The organism is Bacillus sp. FSL E2-8887 (assembly GCF_038007205.1).
In the GTDB taxonomy this organism is placed as follows: domain Bacteria; phylum Bacillota; class Bacilli; order Bacillales; family Bacillaceae_G; genus Bacillus_A; species Bacillus_A mycoides.
Genome location: NZ_JBBOWS010000001.1, coordinates 3,523,830 through 3,544,796, shown reverse-complemented (window position 1 = coordinate 3,544,796; position 20,967 = coordinate 3,523,830). Strand labels below are relative to the sequence as shown.

Below are 20,967 nucleotides of genomic sequence, written 5' to 3'. Positions count from 1 at the left end.
TGACACTGTCAATTTTTTTGACAATATTGAAGGGAAGAAAGATGTTATGAATGAGTGAATGGATATATGAACTGAATTGAAACCGTATAAAAAATGCGTCGCTTGCAAGCAACGCATTTTTTAATATTTAAGCTTTTAATTTCATTACAGTATCAGCATCCGGTGTTACATATACGGTTTGCTGATTGTCGTACGTAACAAAGCCAAGTTTTGCGCCACTCGGTTTTTTGACATGACGTATTTTCGTGAAATCAACAGGTACAGAGCTAGACTCTTTTGCTTTACTGAAATAAGCGGCGATTTTTGCAGCCTCTAGTAAAGTTTCTTCAGCAGGTTCTAAAGAACGAATGACAACATGAGAGCCAGGTATGTCTTTCGTATGTAACCAAATTTCATCACGACGGGCAAATTTCGTTGTTAAATAATCATTTTGTTTATTGTTTTTGCCGACGAAAATTTCTGTTCCATCACTAGCTAAATATTTGTCCAATACCGGTTTAGTTGGTTTCTTCTTAGCATTTTTTGCTTTGCGATTGCGCATATAACCTTCTTCGGCTAATTCCTCGCGAATTTCTTCGATGTCTTTTGAAGAAGCAGCTTCCATTTGTTGAAGTAAGCTATCAAAATAAAGAATTTCTTCATTTGTTTTTTCGATTTGTTCTTCTACTACAACAACTGAATTTTTTGCTTTTTGATATTTTTGGAAATAGCGTTGTGCATTGTCGGATGGTGTTTTTAAAGGATCTAATGTGATTTTTACAGTTCCACCATTTTCGTCGTAATAGTTAACGACTTCAATATCTTTGTCACCTTTTTTCAAAGCATACATATTGGCTGTAAGTAGCTCTCCAAAAAGTTGATATTTATCTGCTTTCCCGGCATCTTGTAATGTTTTTTCTAGTTTAATGAGTTTTTTCTCATTTTTATTTTTTTCGTTTTGCATAAAGCGTTCTAAATCGTGAGCTTGTTGTTTTACACGGTCGCGCTCTGCTTTACCGAAGAAGAAGCGATCTAACAATTCGCTTACTGATGAGAATGTTTTTTCTTCTCCTTGCAAGTGCGTAAGAGGGAAAAGATAAAAGAATTCTTTCCCGTTTACAGTACTCATTGTTGGTGCATATGTATGAGTTAGTAATGGCTTTTGTATGGAGAAAAATGCTTCAGATAATGCTTTTTCATTTGCCATACCTGCTTTTTTCACTACTTCTTTTGCGAATAACGGTGATATTCCCGTAAAGGTGCCGACAAGCTGTTTATCCATGTTTCCAGATAGAAAGTCTAGCGGTCTAATAAATTCATCATCTGTTTCAATCTGAAGCGGGTTAATTTTATGTTGTGCTGGTGGTGCAATATATTCAGCTCCAGCGTATACAGTTCGATGTCGGTTTACTGCTAAAGAAACGTGTTTTAAGCTATCTAAAATATTGTTTGTTTTTGTGTCTACTAAAATGATGTTACTATGTCGTCCCATGATTTCAATTACTAATGTCTTAAGCGATTCATCACCAATTTCATTTCTGCTGCGAACTGTAATTTGAATAATGCGCTCTAAATCAATTTGTTCAATCTTTTCAATGAAACCACCTTCTAAATGCTTGCGGAGAAGCATACAAAACATTGGTGGAAGTGCAGGTGAATCGTAATTTTGGTTTGTTAAGTGTAAACGTGCATATGTCGGATGAGCGGAGAGAATCAGTTTTTGATTCTTTCCGTTTGCGCGAATATGTAATAAAATCTCGTATTTTGAAGGTTGATATATCTTGGAAATTCTTCCCGTGTAAAGAGAATTTGCAATTTCATGTGTAATTGCTCTTGTAAATAATCCATCGAATGCCATGAATGAACACTCCTTTCTAACTAAAAGTTAATTATAGCATTTTTTTGGACGAGGCTGAATAAGCTTTCATTAGAGTATGTCTGGAATCAGGAGGTCGATGGCAGGATGAACTGGTATGAAATGCGAGCACATGAAGTGGAGGAAAGAACGAATACGAATGTGGAGGTAGGTCTTACAGAGCAAGAAGCAGAGGGCCGATTAAAGAAATTTGGTACAAATGAATTGCAAGAAGCAAAGCGGCCTTCTGCGCTTATGGTGTTTTTAGCGCAATTTAAAGATTTTATGGTACTTGTTTTATTTGGTGCTACAATTATTTCAGCTTTTTTAGGAGAGTATATTGATTCGATTGCAATTGTTGCAATTGTTATTATTAATGGTGTCCTCGGTTTCTTCCAAGAGAGGAAAGCTGAAAAATCGTTGGAAGCTTTAAAAGAATTGGCAGCTCCTCAAGTTACTGTACTAAGAAATGGGAAGTGGATAAAAGCGCCGTCAAAAGCGCTTGTACTAGGTGATATTATTAAATTTTCTAGTGGTGACCGTATTGGCGCAGATGTTCGCCTTGTGGAATCTTCAAGTTTATATATTGAAGAATCGGCTCTTACAGGAGAGTCATTGCCTGTACAAAAGAAGGTAGATGCGTTACAAGGTCAAGATGTTTCAATTGGTGATCAAAAAAACATGGCATTTATGGGGACGATGATAACGAGAGGTGCTGGAACAGGGGTAGTCGTAGCAACTGGAATGAATACAGCTATGGGGCAAATTGCAAATATGTTGCAAAATGCTGAGCAAATGGAAACGCCATTACAAAGAAGATTAGAACAGCTTGGAAAAATTTTAATTATTGTTGCTCTTATTTTGACGGCTCTTGTTGTACTAGCTGGTGTATATCAAGGGAATGAAGTGTATCACATGTTTTTGGCTGGGGTTTCGCTTGCTGTTGCAGCTATTCCAGAAGGATTGCCAGCTATCGTTACGGTTGCGCTATCACTTGGTGTACAGCGTATGATTAAAAAGAGGGCAATTGTGCGAAAGTTGCCAGCTGTAGAAACGTTAGGCTGTGCTTCTGTTATTTGCTCAGATAAAACAGGAACAATGACACAAAATAAAATGATGGTAACACATATGTGGTCAGGCGGAGAATTGTGGAAAGTAACAGGTCAAGGCTATGAGCCAACAGGTTCGTTTATGAAAGGTGAAGAAGTAATTGACCCTACTAAGACGAAATCACTGTATCAACTACTTACATTTGGCTGTTTATGTAATAATGCGAATGTTATTCAAAAGAAAAAGACGTATGTGTTAGATGGAGATCCAACAGAGGGAGCTCTCGTTGCTGCTGCAATGAAGGCGGGAATATCACGTGAAGCTCTTAAAGGAAAGTTTGAAGTCATTCGTGAATTTCCTTTTGATTCAACTAGAAAAATGATGAGCGTTATCGTTCGTGATCGTGAAGGTAAAAAATTTGTTATTACAAAAGGAGCACCAGATGTTCTTTTGCAGATGAGTCAAACAATTTTGTGGGGAAATAAGCAGCAGCCTTTAAGTGAAATGTATCGAAAAGAAGTGCAGGCAGCGATTCATAGTTTAGGAAGTCAAGCTTTACGAACGATTGCGGTGGCATTTAAACCGTTAAAAGCTACAGATTCAATTGAACATGAAAGAGAAGTCGAGCAGGATTTTATGCTTGTTGGAATACAAGGAATGATAGATCCGCCAAGACTAGAAGTGGCGCAAGCGGTGAAAGAGTGTAAGGAAGCTGGTATTAGAACGGTAATGATTACGGGAGATCATAAAGTGACGGCAATGGCAATTGCGGAACAGCTAGGGGTTTTACCGGCGGGTGGACGCGTTGTTGAAGGTGTAGAACTTGCGAATATGGATGTAGAGGCATTAGAAGATATTGTAGAAGATACGTATGTATTCGCTCGTGTGTCTCCTGAGCATAAATTGAAAATCGTTAAGGCGCTACAAAATAAGGGACATATAGTAGCTATGACAGGTGATGGAGTGAACGATGCTCCAGCTATTAAAACAGCTGATATAGGGATTGCGATGGGAATTACAGGGACAGATGTTGCAAAAGAAGCTTCGTCACTTGTGTTGTTAGATGATAACTTTGCTACGATTAAATCGGCGATTAAAGAAGGTAGAAACATATATGAAAATATTCGGAAGTTTATTCGGTATTTGTTAGCATCTAACGTTGGTGAAATTTTAGTTATGTTATTTGCGATGTTACTTGCACTGCCATTGCCGATGGTTCCAATTCAAATTTTATGGGTGAACTTAGTTACTGACGGTTTACCAGCGATGGCATTAGGTTTGGATAAGGCTGAAGGAGATGTGATGAAGAGAACACCACGCCATCCGAAAGAAGGGGTGTTTGCTAGAGGGCTTGCGTGGAAAATTATAAGTCGTGGTTTTCTAATCGGAGCAGTGACATTAGTAGCGTTTATTATTGCATTTAACCAGCATCCGAATGAATTGAAGTATGCACAAACGGTAGCCTTCGCAACATTAGTACTGGCTCAGCTTATTCATGTATTTGATTGTCGTAGTGAACATTCTATATTTCACCGCAACCCGTTTGGAAATATATATTTAGTAGGGGCGGTTATTATTTCTTTACTGTTAATGCTTGTAGTTATATATTATCCACCATTACAGCCGATTTTTAGCACAATGCCGATACAAGCACGAGATTGGTTGTTAATTGGAGGATTATCATCTATTCCGACCTTCTTATTAGTAGGATCCTTATTAACAAGAAAAAAGGAGAAAAAGAAAAAGCCGCTGTTATATAAGAAGGGATTAAACTTGAAATAGTCAATGATATGAAAATATGATATAATTTACAGAAGGTAGTAGAGCCTTGTCTCTATTGCCTTTTTCATTGAGTTATTTCATGGCTTGGATGTGATAAAGATGATTTGTAGTATGACAGGATTTGGAAGATCGAAGGTAGAAAACGATACTTTTCAAATAACAGTAGAAATGAAGTCGGTGAACCATCGTTTTTTAGAAATGAGTATTCGGCTTCCGAAGCAAATGATGGCGTTTGAAGACAAGATTCGTAAAATAATTGCAAAGCAAGTTCGCCGTGGACGTATTGAAGTGTCTATTAGTATAACAGGTGAAGGGCTTGTTGAAAGAAAATTAACTGTGAATTGGGAACTTCTCAAGCAGTACCAATCCATTATGGAAGATATAAAAGGGAAATTTCAATTACAAGATTCTATTACACTCGGGCAACTAATGGGAATGCCAGAAGTAACGGCAGTTGAAGAAATAGAAAATGTAAATGAACAATTTGAAACCGGTTTATATGAAGCTGTTCGCCAAGCTGCTCATATGTTGAAAACGATGAGAGATGGCGAAGGAGAACGATTACATAAAGATATAGCATATCGTTTGCAAGAGATTCATAATTGTGTAAATGCAATTATTCCACATGCACCAATTGTTACACAAAAATATCGTGAACGATTAGAAAATCGCTTAAAAGAATTACATAATCAAGATTTAGATGAACAACGATTGTTGACAGAAGTAGCAATATTTGCAGAGCGTTCAGATATTCACGAAGAATTAGTTCGATTACAAAGTCATTTAGATCAATTTCGTGAAGCACTGCAAATTACAGAGCCTGTTGGAAGGAAAATGGACTTCATCGTGCAAGAGATGCATAGGGAAGTTAATACGATAGGTTCTAAGGCAAATGACTTAACAATTTCAAAATATGTCGTAGAAATGAAAAATAACCTTGAAAAAATTCGTGAACAAGTACAAAATATTGAGTAGCTTTCAAAAAATATATAAAGTTATACGTGGTGGAGAAATCGGATAGACTTACTAGGAGGCGCAAACTATGGCCATGCGGTTTTTAAATATTGGATACGGAAATATTGTATCTGCTCATCGAATTATTGCTATTGTAAGTCCGGAGTCAGCTCCTATTAAACGGACAGTACAGGAAGCGCGTGAACATAATGCTTTGCTTGATGCTACGTATGGGAGAAAAACAAGGGCGGTTATTGTTATGGATGATGGGCATGTAGTATTAAGTCCAATTCAGCCAGAGACGATTGCACATCGTTTGAATAATAAAGAAGATTTAAGTGAGGAAGGGTAGGTTTTACATATTTATGAGAAGTAGAAGAGGATTGCTCATCGTTCTTTCGGGACCTTCTGGTGTCGGGAAAGGAACGGTTCGAAAAGAGCTGTTTAGCCATGAAGACACACGTTTTCAGTACTCTATTTCAGTAACGACACGTAAACCGCGTGAAGGTGAAGTAGATGGTGTGGATTATTTCTTTAAAGAGAGAGAAGAATTTGAAGAAATGATTCGTAATGAAAAGTTACTTGAATGGGCTGAGTTCGTTGGTAATTATTACGGAACACCGATTGATTATGTTGAAAAAACGTTACAAGAAGGAAAAGATGTGTTCTTAGAAATTGAAGTGCAAGGAGCAATTCAAGTTAAGAAAGCCTTCCCAGCAGGTGTATTTATTTTCTTAGCACCTCCAAGTTTATCTGAACTAAAGAACCGAATTGTCGGCCGTGGTACAGAAACTGAAGATGTTATTGAAAATCGTTTAACTGTAGCGAAAGAAGAAATCGAAATGATGGACGCTTATGACTATGTTGTAGAAAACGATCAAGTTGAATTAGCTTGCGACCGAATTAAAGCAATTGTGGTTGGTGAACATTGCCGCCGCGAAAGAGTGGCAAAATACTATAAAGAAATGACGGAGGGTCTATAATTATGTTAAATCCATCAATTGACTCATTATTAACAAAAATCGATTCTAAATATACACTTGTAACAGTAGCTGCAAAGCGTGCACGTGAAATGCAAATTGCTGACAATTGTGTTATTGAAAAGCCTGTTTCTTATAAATGTGTAGGTAAAGCATTAGAAGAAATCGATTTAGAAGTATTAAAATATGTACCAAGCGATGACACAATAATTGATTAAGACATTCTTTTCGACAAATTAAAACATAGACTTTATAATTTTCTATGTAACGGTAACAACCTATTTACAAGTAGGTTGTTATTTTTTTACGATAGGGATGAAAAGGAATCGAAAAAGACGGAACGAAATACTGGTACTGACGAGCTGGAAATTCTATTTCAGTAGAATAAGTTTGAAAAAGAAAGAGGACGAGTCATATGCTAAAAGGGAAAAAGATACTTCTATGTGTAACAGGAGGCATTGCAGTTTTTAAGGCGGCTGCGTTAACAAGTAAATTGACACAAGCTGGCGCTCTTGTAAAAGTAATGATGAGTGAGTCGGCAATGAAGTTTGTTACGCCTCTTACATTTCAAGCACTTTCTCGCCATGATGTATATACGGATACGTTTGATGAGAAAGACTCGGCTGTTATTGCTCATATTGATTTAGCGGATTGGGCAGATGTTGTACTTGTTGCACCTGCTACAGCTAATTGCATTGGAAAGTTAGCTGGCGGTATTGCTGATGATATGATTACAACTACTTTGTTAGCTACTACAGCTCCAGTGTGGATTGCACCTGCTATGAATGTGCATATGTATGAAAATAAAATTGTTCAAAAAAACATGATGACGTTAAAAACATTAGGATATACATTTATTGAGCCTGGGGAAGGTTTTTTAGCATGTGGTTATGTAGCAAAAGGAAGACTGGAAGAACCTGAAGCAATTATTGGGCGATTAGAAGAGGCTTTCTCGGAACAACAACCATTGCAAGGAAAACGAATATTAATAACAGCTGGACCGACACGTGAAAAGATTGATCCGGTTCGTTTTATGACGAATTTTTCTTCTGGAAAGATGGGGTATGCGATCGCAGAAGTTGCAGCAAGCTTAGGTGCTGATGTCATACTTGTGTCAGGACCGACAGCATTAGAGTCACCATTACATGTCACAACAATACAAGTAGAATCTGCACAAGATATGTTAGAGGCAGTCCTTCAGCATTATCAGAGTGTGGATGTTGTCATCAAAACAGCAGCCGTTGCAGATTACCGTCCGAAATATGTTCATGATAATAAAATGAAAAAGAAAAATGGCGATGCTGTAATTGAATTAGAAAGAACAGTGGATATTTTAAAAACGTTAGGTGAGAAGAAGGACCGACAGTTACTTATCGGTTTCGCAGCTGAAACGACAAACATAGAGGAATACGCAACGAGAAAATTACGTGAGAAAAATGCAAATATGATTGTTGCGAATGACGTGAAAGCGCAAGGAGCTGGGTTTAGTACGGATACAAATATTGTGACAATGTATAGAAAAGATGGAGAAATCATTGAGCTGCCACTTTTAACGAAGAAAGAAGTGGCTCGTGAAATATTAAAGCAAATAGAAATGATGTTAGAAGATGATTATGTATGAAGTTTGCAAGTGTAATTGTTGATGTACCTGCACGTCAAACAGATCGACCGTTTGATTATATTATCCCTAAAAAATGGGAAGATATCGTGCAAACAGGAATGCGTGTAGTAGTCCCATTCGGTCCGAGGAAATTGCAAGGTTTTATTATTGGCATAAAGGATTCGGTTGAACTAGAAAGTAAAAAGTTAAAAGCGTTGTATGAAATATTAGATGTCACTCCGGTTTTAAATGATGAATTATTAAAACTTGGGTATTGGCTTACAAGTGAAACGTTATGTTATATGATTTCAGCTTTTCAGGTGATGCTTCCGACGGCGATTAAAGCAACATATAAAAAGCGTCTGCAACTTCGTAACCGAGAAGAAGTAGCACCAGAAATTCTTTCTTTATTTCAAGGGAAGGAAACGATAGATTGGGAAGTTATCGAAGCACAGCCGCACCTATATCGCACTATTCAACAAGAAATTAAAAATGGTACGACTGAAGTGGTTTATCAAGTAAAGGATAAAGTGCAGAAGAAGAAACAAAGAGTAGTTCAACCGGAGTTGCCGGCAGATAAATTGGAATTAGCAGCATTTGAACTGAAAAGTAAAAAACAACAAGATGTACTCTATTATTTTGTAGAAAACTACAAAAGTGTACCGTTAAAAAATTTAACAGAAGAATTACAAATAACAGATGCTCCAATAAAAGCACTTGTTAAAAAGGGTCTAATCTCAGAAAAGTATGTAGAGGTATACCGGAGTCCGTATGACGATGATGATTTTGAACAAACGAAACCATTTCCGCTTACTGAGGAACAAAAACAAGTAATTACACCGATTTTGTCATCAATTACAAATGAAACTTACAATCCATTTTTACTATATGGTGTTACAGGAAGTGGTAAGACTGAAGTATATTTACAATCTATAGCAGCGGTGCTCGAGAAAGGAAAAGAAGCAATTGTGCTTGTTCCTGAAATTGCGCTAACGCCCCAGATGGTAGATCGCTTTAAAGGTAGGTTCGGTTCGCAAGTTGCAGTTCTTCACAGTGCGCTTTCTGTTGGCGAGAAATATGATGAATGGCGAAAGATATTAAGAAAAGAAGTGAAAGTTGTAGTTGGTGCGCGTTCAGCTATTTTTGCTCCATTCGAAAATTTAGGAATCATTATTATTGATGAAGAGCATGAATCAAGTTATAAGCAAGAGGATAACCCAAAGTATCATGCAAGAGATGTAGCAGTGTGGAGAGGACAATATCATAAGTGTCCAATCGTTCTCGGAAGTGCAACGCCGACACTTGAATCGTTTGCTAGAGCGAAAAAAGGTGTCTATGGGTTGCTTACAATGGAAAAACGTATGAACAAGCAAGCTTTGCCGACTGTAGAAATTGTTGATATGCGTGAAGAGCTTCGTGATGGAAATCGCTCAATGTTTTCAAAGGCACTGCATGAAAAAATAGCAGATCGATTAGAAAAGAAAGAACAAATGGTTCTCTTTTTAAATAGAAGGGGTCATTCTACGTTTGTGATGTGTCGTGATTGTGGGTATGTCGTACAATGTCCGCATTGTGATATTTCGTTGACATATCACAAAATGAACCATCGTTTAAAGTGTCATTATTGTAGTCATGAGGAAAATATGCCAACGGAGTGTCCTGCTTGTAATAGTACGTATATTCGTTTCTTTGGTACAGGGACGCAAAAGGTTGAAGAAGAAATCACAAAACTATTCCCTGAGGCGCGGGTCATTCGAATGGATGTGGATACAACAAGCCGTAAAGGAATGCATGAAAAATTATTAAAGGCGTTTGGTGAAGAGAAAGCAGATATATTACTTGGAACACAGATGATTGCAAAAGGGCTTGATTTTCCGAAGGTGACGCTTGTTGGCGTTTTAACGGCGGATACGATGCTTCATCTACCTGATTTTCGGGCGAGTGAAAAGACGTATCAGCTATTGACACAAGTAAGTGGACGTGCAGGAAGACATGAATTGCCAGGTGAAGTTGTAATTCAAACGTATACGCCGGAACATTACAGTGTAGAATTAGCAAAGAATCAACAATATGATGTATTTTATGAGCACGAAATGCAAATGAGGCAAATGAGACAATATCCGCCATATTACTACGTTGTACTTGTAACTGTATCTCATCCGGAGTTATTAAAGGCAGTCCAAGTGACGGAAAAAATTGTCGGTCATTTACGAACGCATTGTTCAAGGCAAACAATGGTGTTAGGGCCGGTTGCTTCAGCAATTCCAAGGATAAAAGATAGATATCGTTACCAATGCATGATAAAATACAAACGGGAACCAAACTTAAAGAACGTGCTCAAAATGGTAAATGAACATTATCAAGCAGAAATGCAAAAAGAGCTACAAATCTCAATTGATTTTAATCCAACAATGTTAATGTAGCGGAGGGAAATATGGCAGTTTTAGAAATTGTAAAGCATCCAAATGAAGTGTTAGAAACACCATGCGAAAGAGTAATTAACTTTGATAAAAAGTTAGTGAAATTGTTAAAAGATATGCATGAAACAATGTTAATTGCAGACGGAGTTGGTCTAGCTGCGCCACAAGTGGGTGTAAGCTTACAAGTTGCTGTTGTTGATATAGGTGATGATACGGGTAAAATTGAATTGATTAATCCTGTTATTTTAGAAAAACGTGGTGAACAAGTAGGTCCCGAAGGCTGCTTAAGCTTTCCGGGACTTTATGGTGAAGTGGAGCGTGCAGATTACATTAAAGTACGTGCACAAAATCGTCGCGGTAAAATATTTTTATTAGAAGCGGATGACTTCTTAGCGCGTGCAATTCAGCATGAAATCGATCATTTACACGGTGTTTTATTTACATCTAAAGTGAAAAGGTATTATGAAGCAGGCGAATTAGAATAGGTTTAAAAGGAGCGGTTTTTGAATGATGAAAGTAGTATTTATGGGGACACCGGACTTTTCTGTGCCGGTGCTTCGTCGTCTTATCGAGGACGGATATGACGTAGTTGGTGTTGTAACGCAACCTGATCGTCCAGTTGGTAGAAAAAAGGTTTTAACACCTACTCCTGTTAAAGTAGAAGCGGAGAAACATGGTATTCCAGTAGTACAGCCGTTAAAAATTCGTGAAAAAGACGAATATGAAAAAGTATTAGCACTAGAGCCAGACTTAATTGTAACAGCAGCATTTGGACAAATCGTACCGAATGAAATTTTAGAAGCGCCAAAGTATGGATGTATTAATGTCCACGCATCATTACTTCCAGAACTTCGCGGTGGTGCACCAATTCATTATGCGATCATGGAAGGTAAAGAGAAAACAGGTATTACAATTATGTATATGGTAGAAAAATTAGATGCGGGCGATATATTAACGCAAGTAGAAGTAGAAATTGAAGAGCGTGAAACAACAGGTTCATTATTTGATAAGTTAAGCGAAGCAGGAGCACACCTTTTATCTAAAACGGTTCCTTTACTAATTCAGGGTAAACTAGAACCAATTAAACAAAGTGAAGCTGAAGTGACGTTTGCATATAATATAAAACGTGAGCAAGAGATAATTGATTGGACAAAAACAGGTGAAGAAGTATACAATCACATTCGCGGATTGAATCCATGGCCAGTTGCTTATACGACTTTGGCAGGACAAGTTATTAAAGTATGGTGGGGAGAGAAGGTCTCTATTACAGAGAAAGCTGAACCAGGTACAATAGTAGCTCTTGAAGAAGATGGGTTTGTTGTTGCAACAGGGAACGAGACAGGCGTTAAAATCACTGAATTGCAACCATCTGGTAAAAAGCGTATGAGTTGTTCACAATTTTTACGTGGAACAAAACCTGAAATTGGTACGAAGTTAGGAGAAAATGCATGAGACAAAATGTTCGTGAATTAGCTCTGGATGGCTTAATTCAAGTAGAAAAAAGTGGTGCATATAGCAACTTACTTTTAAATAATTTGATTGAAAAAAATACAATTGACAGAAAAGATATTGGTTTATTAACTGAAATGGTATATGGAACAATTCAACGTCGTGACACACTAGATTATTATTTACAACCATTTTTAAGAAAAAAGGTTGAAGCGTGGGTAAGAGTGTTGCTTCGCCTATCTCTATATCAAATGCTATATTTAGACCGAGTTCCAGAAAGAGCGGCTATTCATGAAGCAGTTGAGATTGCAAAGCGTCGTGGACATAAAGGGATTTCAGGCATGGTGAACGGAGTATTGCGTTCAATTCAGCGAGAAGGTGTACCTTCGTTAGAAGAAATCGAAAATCCAGTAGAACGTCTTGCGATTGCAACGAGTCATCCAATGTGGCTTGTACAAGAATGGGCATCCGAATATGGTTTAGAGACAGCAGAGAAAATGTGTGAAGTAAATATGTTGCCACCTGTACCAACAGCACGTGTAAATGTTGATAAAGTAACGGTAGAAGAAGCGGTTGCGTTATTAGCTGATGAGGGTATAGAAGCAAAACGTGGTGAATTGTCAGAGGATGCAATTCAAATTGAAAGAGGAAATGTCGCACATACAGAAGCGTTCAAAAAAGGTTTCCTTTCTATTCAAGATGAAAGCTCAATGCTTGTAGCACGTGCTTTAGAACCGAATAAAGGAGATACAGTTCTAGATAGTTGTGCTGCTCCTGGCGGAAAAACAACTCATATTGCAGAGCGTTTGGACGGAACTGGTAAGGTAATGTCGCTTGATTTACACGCACATAAAGTACGTTTAATTGAACAACAGGCGAAGAGACTTGGTTTAGAAAATGTAGAAACGATGGCTTTAGATGCTAGAAAAGTTCAAGAGCATTTTGCAAATGAATCTTTTGACAAAATATTAGTAGATGCACCATGTTCTGGATTTGGTGTTATTAGACGTAAACCTGATATTAAGTTAGGTAAAGATAAGGGCGATAGTGAAAGGTTATCAACGATTCAACTTGCGATACTAGAAAAAATAGCACCATTGTTAAAACAAGGTGGTCGCCTTGTTTATAGTACGTGCACAATTGAAAAAATAGAAAATGAACAAGTAATAAAGCAATTTTTACAAGAGCATCCTGAATTTGAATGGGATACTACGATAAAAGATCGCATGCCAGAAAAGTTAAATCCGTATATTGATGAAGGTCAAGTACGAATTTTACCGCATTATTTTGCAACAGATGGCTTTTATATTGCTTGTTTAAGAAAGAAGGTGTAGCATCATGGAAACGACTGTAAAAAAACAAAAGAAAAATCTAGAAACAAAGAAACCATCAATTTATTCTTTACAACTTCATGAAATGCAAGATTGGTTAAAGGAACAAGGAGAACCTAAGTTCCGTGCAGGACAAATTTTTGATTGGCTATATAAAAAACGTGTAAAAAATTATGAGGATATGTCAAACCTTGCTAAAGGATTGCGCGATAAATTGTCGAATTCCTTTGATATTACTACTTTAAACACTTTAGTAAAACAAACGTCTTCGGATGGAACGATTAAATTCCTATTCCAGTTATACGATGGATACTCTATTGAAACTGTACTAATGCGACATGAATATGGAAATTCCATTTGTGTAACAACACAGGTGGGTTGCCGCATTGGCTGTACGTTCTGTGCTTCTACACTTGGTGGGTTAAAACGAAACTTAGAGGCTGGAGAAATTGTAGCGCAAGTAGTAGAAGTTCAGCGTGCGCTTGATGAAACAGAAGAACGTGTAAGTTCTCTTGTTGTTATGGGAATTGGAGAGCCATTTGATAATTATGATAACTTAATGTCATTCTTACGCATTGTAAATCATGAAAAAGGAATTCATATTGGTGCAAGACATATGACAGTTTCAACAAGTGGAATTGTTCCAAAAATTTATAAGTTCGCTGAAGAAGATATGCAAATTAATTTTGCGATTTCATTGCATGCTGCAAATACAGAGATACGTTCAAAATTAATGCCGATCAACCGTGCTTATAAGCTACCTGATTTAATGGAAGCTGTTAAATACTATGTAAATAGAACAGGGCGTCGTATTACATTTGAATATGGCTTATTTGGAGGAGAAAATGACCAAGTTGAGCACGCTGAAGAACTTGCTGCGCTCTTAAAAGGTGTAAAATGTCATGTAAACTTAATTCCGGTAAACTACGTGCCAGAACGTGATTATGTACGTACGCCACGAGAGCAAATTTTCTTATTTGAAAAGACGCTAAAAGATCGTGGAGTGAATGTAACCATTCGCCGTGAACAAGGTCATGATATTGATGCAGCCTGCGGTCAGTTGCGTGCAAAGGAGCGCAAAGAAGAGACGAGGTGACTAGATGAAAGCCGTGTTTCTATCGGATAAAGGAAAAGTTCGTCAACATAATGAAGATAGTGCAGGAGTTTTTCGCAATTTAGATGGAAATATTTTAGCGGTAGTAGCAGATGGAATGGGAGGTCATCGAGCTGGCGATGTAGCTAGCTCGATGGCTATTCAATTATTCCATGATTATTGGAAGCAAACGCATAATATGAATGAGCCTAAAAAGGTAGAAAAGTGGTTACATACTAACGTTGGAATTATTAATGAGCGCATATATGCTTACTCTCAGCAGCATGCAGAATGTAATGGCATGGGAACAACACTTATAATAGCCATTTGTACATCGAATTTTGTGACGATAGGTCATATAGGAGATAGTCGTTGTTATATGGTATCAGAGGGGAAAATGACGCTTGTAACGGAAGATCATTCGCTTGTAAATGAACTTGTAAGACATGGCGAAATTTCAAAGGAAGATGCAGAATATCACCCGAAAAAGAATGTTTTGTTAAGAGCATTAGGAAATGAAGAAACAGTTGGATTAGATGTTAAAACATTGGTGCTTGAAGAAGATGATCAATTACTTCTTTGCTCGGATGGATTGTCTAACAAAGTTTCTATTGCTGATATGCAACAAATTTTACAATTGAATGAACAGCTCGAGGCGAAGGGAGAGCATCTCATTCAATTAGCAAATGATCGTGGTGGAGAAGATAATATTACCCTCGTTATTATTGATTATACGGATTCGACAAACGAAAGTAGGTGAAGTGCAACGTGCTGATTGGAAAACGCTTAAATGACCGTTATAAGCTGCTGAAAATGATTGGCGGTGGAGGAATGGCCAATGTATATTTAGCTCATGATGATATACTCGGCCGAGATGTAGCGGTAAAAATATTAAGACTCGACTATTCAAATAATGAAGAGTTTATTAAACGTTTCCATCGAGAAGCGCAATCTGTTACAACGTTGTCGCATCCAAATATTGTGAATATGTATGATGTTGGGGAAGAGGATGATATATATTATCTTGTAATGGAATATGTACCTGGACGAACATTGAAGCAATACATAATTGATCGAGGGATGTTACCGATAGGAGAGGCTCTTGATATAATGGAGCAGTTAACGTCCGCTATGGCACACGCCCATCATTTTGAGATTGTACATCGTGATATTAAACCGCACAATATTTTGATTCGAGATGACGGAGTGGTCAAAGTAACAGACTTTGGAATTGCGACAGCTACAAGTGCAGCAACAATTACACATACAAATTCGGTGCTCGGTTCGGTGCATTATTTATCACCAGAACAAGCGCGCGGCGGTATAGCGAATAAACAATCAGATATTTATTCACTTGGGATTGTTATGTTTGAATTGTTAACAGGAAGACAACCGTTTTCTGGTGAATCTGCTGTTGCAATTGCGTTAAAACATTTACAAAATGAAATGCCATCTCCAAAAAGATGGAATGACAATATTCCACAAAGTGTTGAAAATATTATATTAAAGGCAACTGCGAAAGATCCGTTCCATCGATATCAATCTGCTAACGCGATGAAACGAGATATTGAAACAGCACTATACCCAGAACGAATAAATGAACAACCATTTTACATACCAGAAGATATGGAAGCAACGAAAGCGATTCCAATTATTCAACAAGAACAACTATTTCAAAATGTAAGTGATGAAACGATTGTATTAAAAGGAAGTAAAGTGGATGAACAAGTAAGAAAAGAAGAGACCAAATCAGGTAAGAAGAAAAAGCGAAATAATAAATGGCTGAAAGTTTTAATTACAACATTTTTACTTTTAGCGATAGGGATAACATTAGCACTTACTGTTATTCCAGGCTTCTTTATTCCGAAAGATGTGAAGGTTCCTGATGTGGCTGGTATGAAATATACGACAGCTGTAAATACATTAGTTGAAAAAGGTTTTGAAGTTACTGAACCTAATCTTGTATATACAGATGATGTTGAAGCCGGAAAAGTGATAAAAACAGATCCTATAGCAGGAAGAGTAGTGAAAGAAAACTCTAAAATTACTATCTATCAATCAGGTGGGAAAAAGAAAAGTAAGATGCGTGATTTGACAGGAAAAGATTTCGAGAGTATAAGAGCTGAGTTAGAAGAAGAATATAAACAAGTTACAATAAATTATATTGAAAATGATAAGCCGAAAGGTGAAATTGTAGAGCAAATACCAACGCCTGATCAAATGGTTATAGAGACAGAACAAGAACTGAAAATTTGGGTAAGTAAAGGACCTTATCAAATAAGACCAGGTGATTTTTCAGGATGGACTGAAAATAGTGTAAAAGGTTATTTAAATGAAAGAAAGCTTGTTTCTGATATACAAAGAGAGTATTCAGATAAGGTTGATAAAGGTCTTGTTATTTCACAGTTACCAAAGCCTGGGACACCTTTAAAAGAAGGAGATAAAGTATCGATTGTTATCTCCGATGGTCCGAAGCCTAAAGTGACGAAAACGGTAAAAGTGGATAACATTTCTATCCCATATGAAGCTTCTGCAACAGGTGAGAAAAAGCCGCAAACAATAGAAATTTATAAAGAAGATATGCAGCAAAAAATGGATAAACCAGTTGAAACGAGAACAATTACTGAGTCAGCGATTATTTCTTTAGAATTTGTAATTCAAGAAGGTGCAAAGGGACACTATAAAATTGTCCGAGATGGAGTAACGATTATGGACAAGGAAGTACCATATCCAGCTCAATAATAGTGAATTCCATCGTCCTTATATAGAAGATGGAATTTATTACTCTTGCCTGTTATGCTGTCTACATCGTGGACTGTATAACAGGCAAAAATATATGATTCAAAAAGCTGTAAAAGTGATACTGTTGTAAATAATATTTCAAATTTGATGGTAGATTAAATATATGAACCTGGATATATATTTGGTGGGCTTTGAACTAATTGTTTAAAGAACGCTAGTCTATTCATATTTAATTGCAGTTTCATTTTATACAAAATAAAGGAGGATTATATGCCAGAAGGAAAAATTGTAAAAGCTCTAAGTGGGTTTTATTATGTGCAGAATGAGGAAGGGATTACACAATGTCGTGGGCGTGGTGTATTTAGAAAGAATAAAATTACGCCACTTGTAGGAGACCAAGTTGTTTTTCAAGCGGATAATCCGAATGAAGGTTATGTGTTAGAAGTATTTGATCGGAAAAATGAACTTGTTAGACCTCCTATTGCTAATGTTGATCAAGCTATTCTTGTTTTCTCTGCGGTAGAACCAGATTTTAATCCAGGACTGTTAGATCGATTTTTAGTATTAATTGAATATCATAACATTAAACCAATTATTTGTATTAGTAAGATGGATTTAGTAGATGAAAAAATGAGAGAAACTGTTGAATCTTATGCAAATGATTATCGTGAAATGGGTTATGATGTGTTGTTTACTTCTATAAATACATCGGAAAGTATTGATATTCTGAAACCATTCTTAGAAGGTTGTATTTCCGTCGTTGCAGGCCAATCTGGTGTTGGGAAATCTTCAATGCTAAACGTATTACGTCCAGATTTAGAATTGAAAACTAATGATATTTCTTCACATTTAGGACGTGGAAAGCATACGACAAGACACGTAGAATTAATTACAGTTGGAAGCGGACTTGTTGCGGATACACCTGGTTTTAGTTCGCTTGATTTCATAGATATAGAGGTAGAAGATCTTACATATTGTTTTCCAGAGTTGAAAGAAGCGAGCCAATACTGTAAATTTAGAGGGTGTACACACCTTGCTGAACCGAAATGTGCGGTGAAAGCTGCGGTTGAAGAAGGAAAGATTACCGAATATCGTTATAAGAATTACAAACAATTCGTAGAAGAAATTAGAGAGAGAAAGCCGAGGTATTAGTCATGATTAAAATTGCACCATCGATTTTATCAGCAGATTTTTCAAGATTAGGGGAAGAGATTAAAGATGTAGAAAAAGGCGGAGCTGACTACATTCACGTCGATGTAATGGATGGGCATTTCGTACCAAATATTACGATTGGACCATTAATTGTAGAAGCAATCCGTCCGATTACATCATTACCGTTAGATGTACATTTAATGATTGAAAATCCTGATAACTATATCCCAACTTTCGCAAAAGCGGGAGCGGATATTATTACTGTTCATGTAGAAGCGTGTCCTCATTTACATCGTACAATTCAGTTAATTAAATCTCATGACATTAAAGCAGGGGTTGTATTAAATCCGCATACTCCAGTTTCAACGATTGAGCATGTATTAGAAGATATAGACATGGTATTACTTATGACAGTAAATCCTGGATTTGGCGGGCAGAAGTTTATTCATTCTGTATTACCGAAAATCAAACAAGTTGCAGAAATGGTTAAAGAGCGAAATCTAGAAGTGGAAATTGAAGTTGATGGTGGTGTCAACGCTGAAACGGCAAGACTTTGTATTGAAGCAGGAGCGAATGTTCTTGTAGCGGGATCAGCAGTATACAATCAAAAAGACCGCGGTGAAGCAATTCGTGTAATTCGCGGATAAAGAATGAACGAACCTTTATCCTAGTGAAGCTTCTAGTTCATTAAGACTTCACTATTTATACATGTTAGAGTGGCAAATAAGGAGAAAGGCAATCTACCGAATGGCAGATTGCCTTTTTACAATAGAAGGGGAAGGAAAAATGATTATTCATATTTTAGCGGGAGGACCTGCAGAATACTGCGCAGATTTTTCGCGGTATGAAAATGAAGAAGTAGTTTGGGCGGCCGTTGATAGAGGAGTGTACCGTTTGTTGAAAAGAGGAATCACTCCGGCTGTTGCGTTTGGGGATTATGATTCAGTTACTGATGAGGAATTAGCATGGATGAGGCAGCAAACAAATGAATTACATATCGTCCCGCGAGAAAAAGATCAAACAGATTTAGAAATTGCAATTAGCTGGGCTTTAGAACAGAAACCAAAATTAATTCGTATTTTTGGTGCTACTGGTGGAAGACTTGATCATGGTTTAGCAAATATTCAGATGCTTTTAAAGGGATTAGAAGTAAATATAGAAATGTGTATTGTGGACAATAAAAATGAAATAATGGTGAAAAAGTTTGGTATGTATATAATTGAAGGAAACGAACATTTTCCATACGTATCATTTGTACCAGTTACTGAAAGGGTAGAAGGTATTACACTTCACGGTTTTAAGTATCCCCTTACTAATAAAACAATAGAGTGGGGATCGACACTTTGTATTAGTAATGAACTCGTTGAGGAAAAAGGTACTTTTTCATTCACTTCTGGCATATTAATGATGATAAGAAGCACTGATTGAAGAAACAATTTTGCTCCTTGCATCATATAGTGAACAAGTGGAGTAATGGGGATTAGGAGGGAAACCATGAGATTTTATACAATTAAGTTACCTAAATTTCTTGGTGGAATTGTTCGTGCGATGTTAAATACCTTCAAAAAAGACTAAAAAAAGCACCTATTACCGGTGCTTTTTCCAATGGTATAATAAAAAAAGAGCCTAGCGGCTCTTTTTTTTATTATTAAACACGTTCGATTTTGCCAGATTTTAATGCTCTAGCAGAAACGTAAACACGTTGAACTTTTCCGTCGATGCGTACGCGAACTTTTTGAAGGTTAGCGCCCCATTTACGTTTTGTAGCGTTCATTGCGTGAGAACGAGAGTTACCAGAACGAGCTTTTCTTCCAGTGATAGCACAAACACGAGCCATTTATATTTCCCTCCCTTAACTACCGTAACATACGTAATTTTTCAATATTAGTCTTTTATGCGATGCTAAAAACACTACTATAATTTAACACAACTAAAAAGAGAATGCAACACCGTAGGAAAAAGAAATCAAGAAAAAATACTTGACACTATATGTCAATGAAGAAAAGGTGAAATCAAGAAAAATTGCTTGACATATTATAGTGGTACATGTTGTATAATAACAATGGACTATTTTGCTCATCATAAAAAAATGTAATTTAAAACATAAAATATGAGAGTGAAAAAGAAAGAACGATGGAATTTTCTTTAAAAAGATTATATGATAGTAACTAAAGTAGTCTAGCTCACTTTCACCATTTATGAAGGGGGAAACGAGATGTCAATTGAAATTAAAACGAAGTACGGTCAAATTGATATTAGTACAGATGTAATTGCAACAATTGCTGGAGGTGCCGCAGTAGATTGCTACGGTATCGTAGGTATGGCATCAAAAAATCAGTTAAAAGATGGATTAACAGAAATTTTACGAAAAGAAAACTTCACTAGAGGCGTTATTGTTCGTAAAAATGAAGATGAAGTACATATTGATATGTATATTATTGTGAGCTATGGTACGAAAATTTCAGAAGTAGCACATAACGTGCAGACTAAAGTGAAATATACATTAGATCAAACTGTAGGACTAGCAGTAGATTCTGTAAACATCTACGTACAAGGAGTTAAAGTAATAAACTTGTAATG

At 36.8% G+C, this 20,967-nt stretch carries 20 protein-coding genes; 18 read left to right on the top strand and 2 right to left on the bottom strand.

What is annotated here, in order from left to right; translation table 11 throughout:
- Positions 1-127: 127 nt before the first annotated feature.
- Positions 128-1,837 (bottom strand): Rqc2 family fibronectin-binding protein, encoded by a 1,710-nt coding sequence (locus tag NSQ08_RS17950; RefSeq protein ID WP_193651956.1) that lies wholly within the window; start codon positions 1,835-1,837, stop codon positions 128-130.
- 105 nt (positions 1,838-1,942) lie between these two features.
- On the opposite strand from NSQ08_RS17950, the gene NSQ08_RS17945 reads away from it, so the two are divergent.
- The 17 genes from NSQ08_RS17945 (at position 1,943) to spoVM (ending at position 19,962) form a co-directional block, all read left to right on the top strand.
- Entirely contained in the window at positions 1,943-4,666 is a 2,724-nt protein-coding gene (locus NSQ08_RS17945) for a calcium-translocating P-type ATPase, SERCA-type (protein WP_002033778.1), read from the top strand.
- A 99-nt stretch (positions 4,667-4,765) separates the two neighbouring features.
- Positions 4,766-5,641, top strand: coding sequence for a YicC/YloC family endoribonuclease (locus tag NSQ08_RS17940; protein WP_002088227.1), 876 nt, complete (start codon positions 4,766-4,768; stop codon positions 5,639-5,641).
- 67 nt (positions 5,642-5,708) lie between these two features.
- Positions 5,709-5,972 carry an extracellular matrix/biofilm regulator RemA gene (remA, locus tag NSQ08_RS17935; RefSeq protein ID WP_001251456.1) on the top strand — a complete coding sequence of 88 codons (264 nt, stop codon included), beginning with the start codon at positions 5,709-5,711 and terminating at the stop codon, positions 5,970-5,972.
- Positions 5,973-5,985: 13 nt separating this feature from the next.
- On the top strand, positions 5,986-6,603 hold the full coding sequence (gene gmk / locus NSQ08_RS17930; RefSeq protein WP_002014492.1) for a guanylate kinase: 618 nt from the start codon (positions 5,986-5,988) through the stop codon (positions 6,601-6,603).
- 2 nt (positions 6,604-6,605) lie between these two features.
- Positions 6,606-6,818, top strand: a complete 213-nt coding sequence (rpoZ, locus tag NSQ08_RS17925; protein WP_002014493.1) for a DNA-directed RNA polymerase subunit omega — start codon at positions 6,606-6,608, stop codon at positions 6,816-6,818.
- 197 nt (positions 6,819-7,015) lie between these two features.
- On the top strand, positions 7,016-8,221 hold the full coding sequence (gene coaBC / locus NSQ08_RS17920; RefSeq protein WP_340777583.1) for a bifunctional phosphopantothenoylcysteine decarboxylase/phosphopantothenate--cysteine ligase CoaBC: 1,206 nt from the start codon (positions 7,016-7,018) through the stop codon (positions 8,219-8,221).
- On the top strand, positions 8,218-10,623 hold the full coding sequence (priA, locus tag NSQ08_RS17915; protein ID WP_002128835.1) for a primosomal protein N': 2,406 nt from the start codon (positions 8,218-8,220) through the stop codon (positions 10,621-10,623). The genes coaBC and priA overlap by 4 nt, the downstream gene beginning before the upstream one ends.
- Positions 10,624-10,634: 11 nt before the next feature.
- Complete coding sequence (def, locus tag NSQ08_RS17910) at positions 10,635-11,105, top strand: peptide deformylase (protein ID WP_002014496.1); 471 nt, start codon at positions 10,635-10,637, stop codon at positions 11,103-11,105.
- A 22-nt stretch (positions 11,106-11,127) separates the two neighbouring features.
- Positions 11,128-12,072 carry a methionyl-tRNA formyltransferase gene (fmt, locus tag NSQ08_RS17905; protein WP_002014498.1) on the top strand — a complete coding sequence of 315 codons (945 nt, stop codon included), beginning with the start codon at positions 11,128-11,130 and terminating at the stop codon, positions 12,070-12,072.
- Positions 12,069-13,403 (top strand): 16S rRNA (cytosine(967)-C(5))-methyltransferase RsmB, encoded by a 1,335-nt coding sequence (gene rsmB, locus NSQ08_RS17900; RefSeq protein ID WP_002128834.1) that lies wholly within the window; start codon positions 12,069-12,071, stop codon positions 13,401-13,403. Before fmt ends, rsmB begins: the two co-directional genes overlap by 4 nt.
- A 4-nt stretch (positions 13,404-13,407) precedes the next feature.
- On the top strand, positions 13,408-14,496 hold the full coding sequence (rlmN, locus tag NSQ08_RS17895; RefSeq protein ID WP_002014500.1) for a 23S rRNA (adenine(2503)-C(2))-methyltransferase RlmN: 1,089 nt from the start codon (positions 13,408-13,410) through the stop codon (positions 14,494-14,496).
- Positions 14,497-14,500: 4 nt separating this feature from the next.
- On the top strand, positions 14,501-15,253 hold the full coding sequence (locus tag NSQ08_RS17890) for a Stp1/IreP family PP2C-type Ser/Thr phosphatase (RefSeq protein WP_002066780.1): 753 nt from the start codon (positions 14,501-14,503) through the stop codon (positions 15,251-15,253).
- An 8-nt stretch (positions 15,254-15,261) separates the two neighbouring features.
- On the top strand, positions 15,262-17,235 hold the full coding sequence (gene pknB, locus NSQ08_RS17885) for a Stk1 family PASTA domain-containing Ser/Thr kinase (RefSeq protein ID WP_002142922.1): 1,974 nt from the start codon (positions 15,262-15,264) through the stop codon (positions 17,233-17,235).
- A 270-nt stretch (positions 17,236-17,505) separates the two neighbouring features.
- Positions 17,506-18,387, top strand: a complete 882-nt coding sequence (rsgA, locus tag NSQ08_RS17880; protein ID WP_002014503.1) for a ribosome small subunit-dependent GTPase A — start codon at positions 17,506-17,508, stop codon at positions 18,385-18,387.
- A 2-nt stretch (positions 18,388-18,389) separates the two neighbouring features.
- Positions 18,390-19,034 (top strand): ribulose-phosphate 3-epimerase, encoded by a 645-nt coding sequence (gene rpe, locus NSQ08_RS17875; protein WP_002014505.1) that lies wholly within the window; start codon positions 18,390-18,392, stop codon positions 19,032-19,034.
- A gap of 100 nt (positions 19,035-19,134) precedes the next feature.
- On the top strand, positions 19,135-19,815 hold the full coding sequence (locus tag NSQ08_RS17870) for a thiamine diphosphokinase (protein ID WP_002014506.1): 681 nt from the start codon (positions 19,135-19,137) through the stop codon (positions 19,813-19,815).
- Between the two features lie 66 nt (positions 19,816-19,881).
- On the top strand, positions 19,882-19,962 hold the full coding sequence (spoVM, locus tag NSQ08_RS17865) for a stage V sporulation protein SpoVM (protein ID WP_001213599.1): 81 nt from the start codon (positions 19,882-19,884) through the stop codon (positions 19,960-19,962).
- A gap of 73 nt (positions 19,963-20,035) precedes the next feature.
- Here spoVM and rpmB read toward each other — a convergent pair whose 3' ends face one another.
- Entirely contained in the window at positions 20,036-20,224 is a 189-nt protein-coding gene (rpmB, locus tag NSQ08_RS17860) for a 50S ribosomal protein L28 (protein ID WP_000124776.1), read from the bottom strand.
- Positions 20,225-20,602: 378 nt separating this feature from the next.
- Here rpmB and NSQ08_RS17855 point away from each other — a divergent pair, with 378 nt between their 5' ends.
- Positions 20,603-20,965, top strand: coding sequence for an Asp23/Gls24 family envelope stress response protein (locus NSQ08_RS17855; RefSeq protein WP_002014507.1), 363 nt, complete (start codon positions 20,603-20,605; stop codon positions 20,963-20,965).
- The last annotated feature ends 2 nt before the right edge of the window (positions 20,966-20,967 follow it).

Excerpts from the sequence above, each read along its gene's own strand:
- NSQ08_RS17950 (WP_193651956.1), bottom strand. The coding sequence starts at position 1,837 with ATGGCATTCGATGGATTATTTACAAGAGCAATTACACATGAAATTGCA.
- NSQ08_RS17945 (WP_002033778.1), top strand. The coding sequence starts at position 1,943 with ATGAACTGGTATGAAATGCGAGCACATGAAGTGGAGGAAAGAACGAAT.
- NSQ08_RS17940 (WP_002088227.1), top strand. The coding sequence starts at position 4,766 with ATGATTTGTAGTATGACAGGATTTGGAAGATCGAAGGTAGAAAACGAT.
- remA (WP_001251456.1), top strand. The coding sequence starts at position 5,709 with ATGGCCATGCGGTTTTTAAATATTGGATACGGAAATATTGTATCTGCT.
- gmk (WP_002014492.1), top strand. The coding sequence starts at position 5,986 with ATGAGAAGTAGAAGAGGATTGCTCATCGTTCTTTCGGGACCTTCTGGT.
- rpoZ (WP_002014493.1), top strand. The coding sequence starts at position 6,606 with ATGTTAAATCCATCAATTGACTCATTATTAACAAAAATCGATTCTAAA.
- coaBC (WP_340777583.1), top strand. The coding sequence starts at position 7,016 with ATGCTAAAAGGGAAAAAGATACTTCTATGTGTAACAGGAGGCATTGCA.
- priA (WP_002128835.1), top strand. The coding sequence starts at position 8,218 with ATGAAGTTTGCAAGTGTAATTGTTGATGTACCTGCACGTCAAACAGAT.
- def (WP_002014496.1), top strand. The coding sequence starts at position 10,635 with ATGGCAGTTTTAGAAATTGTAAAGCATCCAAATGAAGTGTTAGAAACA.
- fmt (WP_002014498.1), top strand. The coding sequence starts at position 11,128 with ATGATGAAAGTAGTATTTATGGGGACACCGGACTTTTCTGTGCCGGTG.
- rsmB (WP_002128834.1), top strand. The coding sequence starts at position 12,069 with ATGAGACAAAATGTTCGTGAATTAGCTCTGGATGGCTTAATTCAAGTA.
- rlmN (WP_002014500.1), top strand. The coding sequence starts at position 13,408 with ATGGAAACGACTGTAAAAAAACAAAAGAAAAATCTAGAAACAAAGAAA.
- NSQ08_RS17890 (WP_002066780.1), top strand. The coding sequence starts at position 14,501 with ATGAAAGCCGTGTTTCTATCGGATAAAGGAAAAGTTCGTCAACATAAT.
- rsgA (WP_002014503.1), top strand. The coding sequence starts at position 17,506 with ATGCCAGAAGGAAAAATTGTAAAAGCTCTAAGTGGGTTTTATTATGTG.
- rpe (WP_002014505.1), top strand. The coding sequence starts at position 18,390 with ATGATTAAAATTGCACCATCGATTTTATCAGCAGATTTTTCAAGATTA.
- NSQ08_RS17870 (WP_002014506.1), top strand. The coding sequence starts at position 19,135 with ATGGCAGATTGCCTTTTTACAATAGAAGGGGAAGGAAAAATGATTATT.
- spoVM (WP_001213599.1), top strand. The coding sequence starts at position 19,882 with ATGAGATTTTATACAATTAAGTTACCTAAATTTCTTGGTGGAATTGTT.
- rpmB (WP_000124776.1), bottom strand. The coding sequence starts at position 20,224 with ATGGCTCGTGTTTGTGCTATCACTGGAAGAAAAGCTCGTTCTGGTAAC.
- NSQ08_RS17855 (WP_002014507.1), top strand. The coding sequence starts at position 20,603 with ATGTCAATTGAAATTAAAACGAAGTACGGTCAAATTGATATTAGTACA.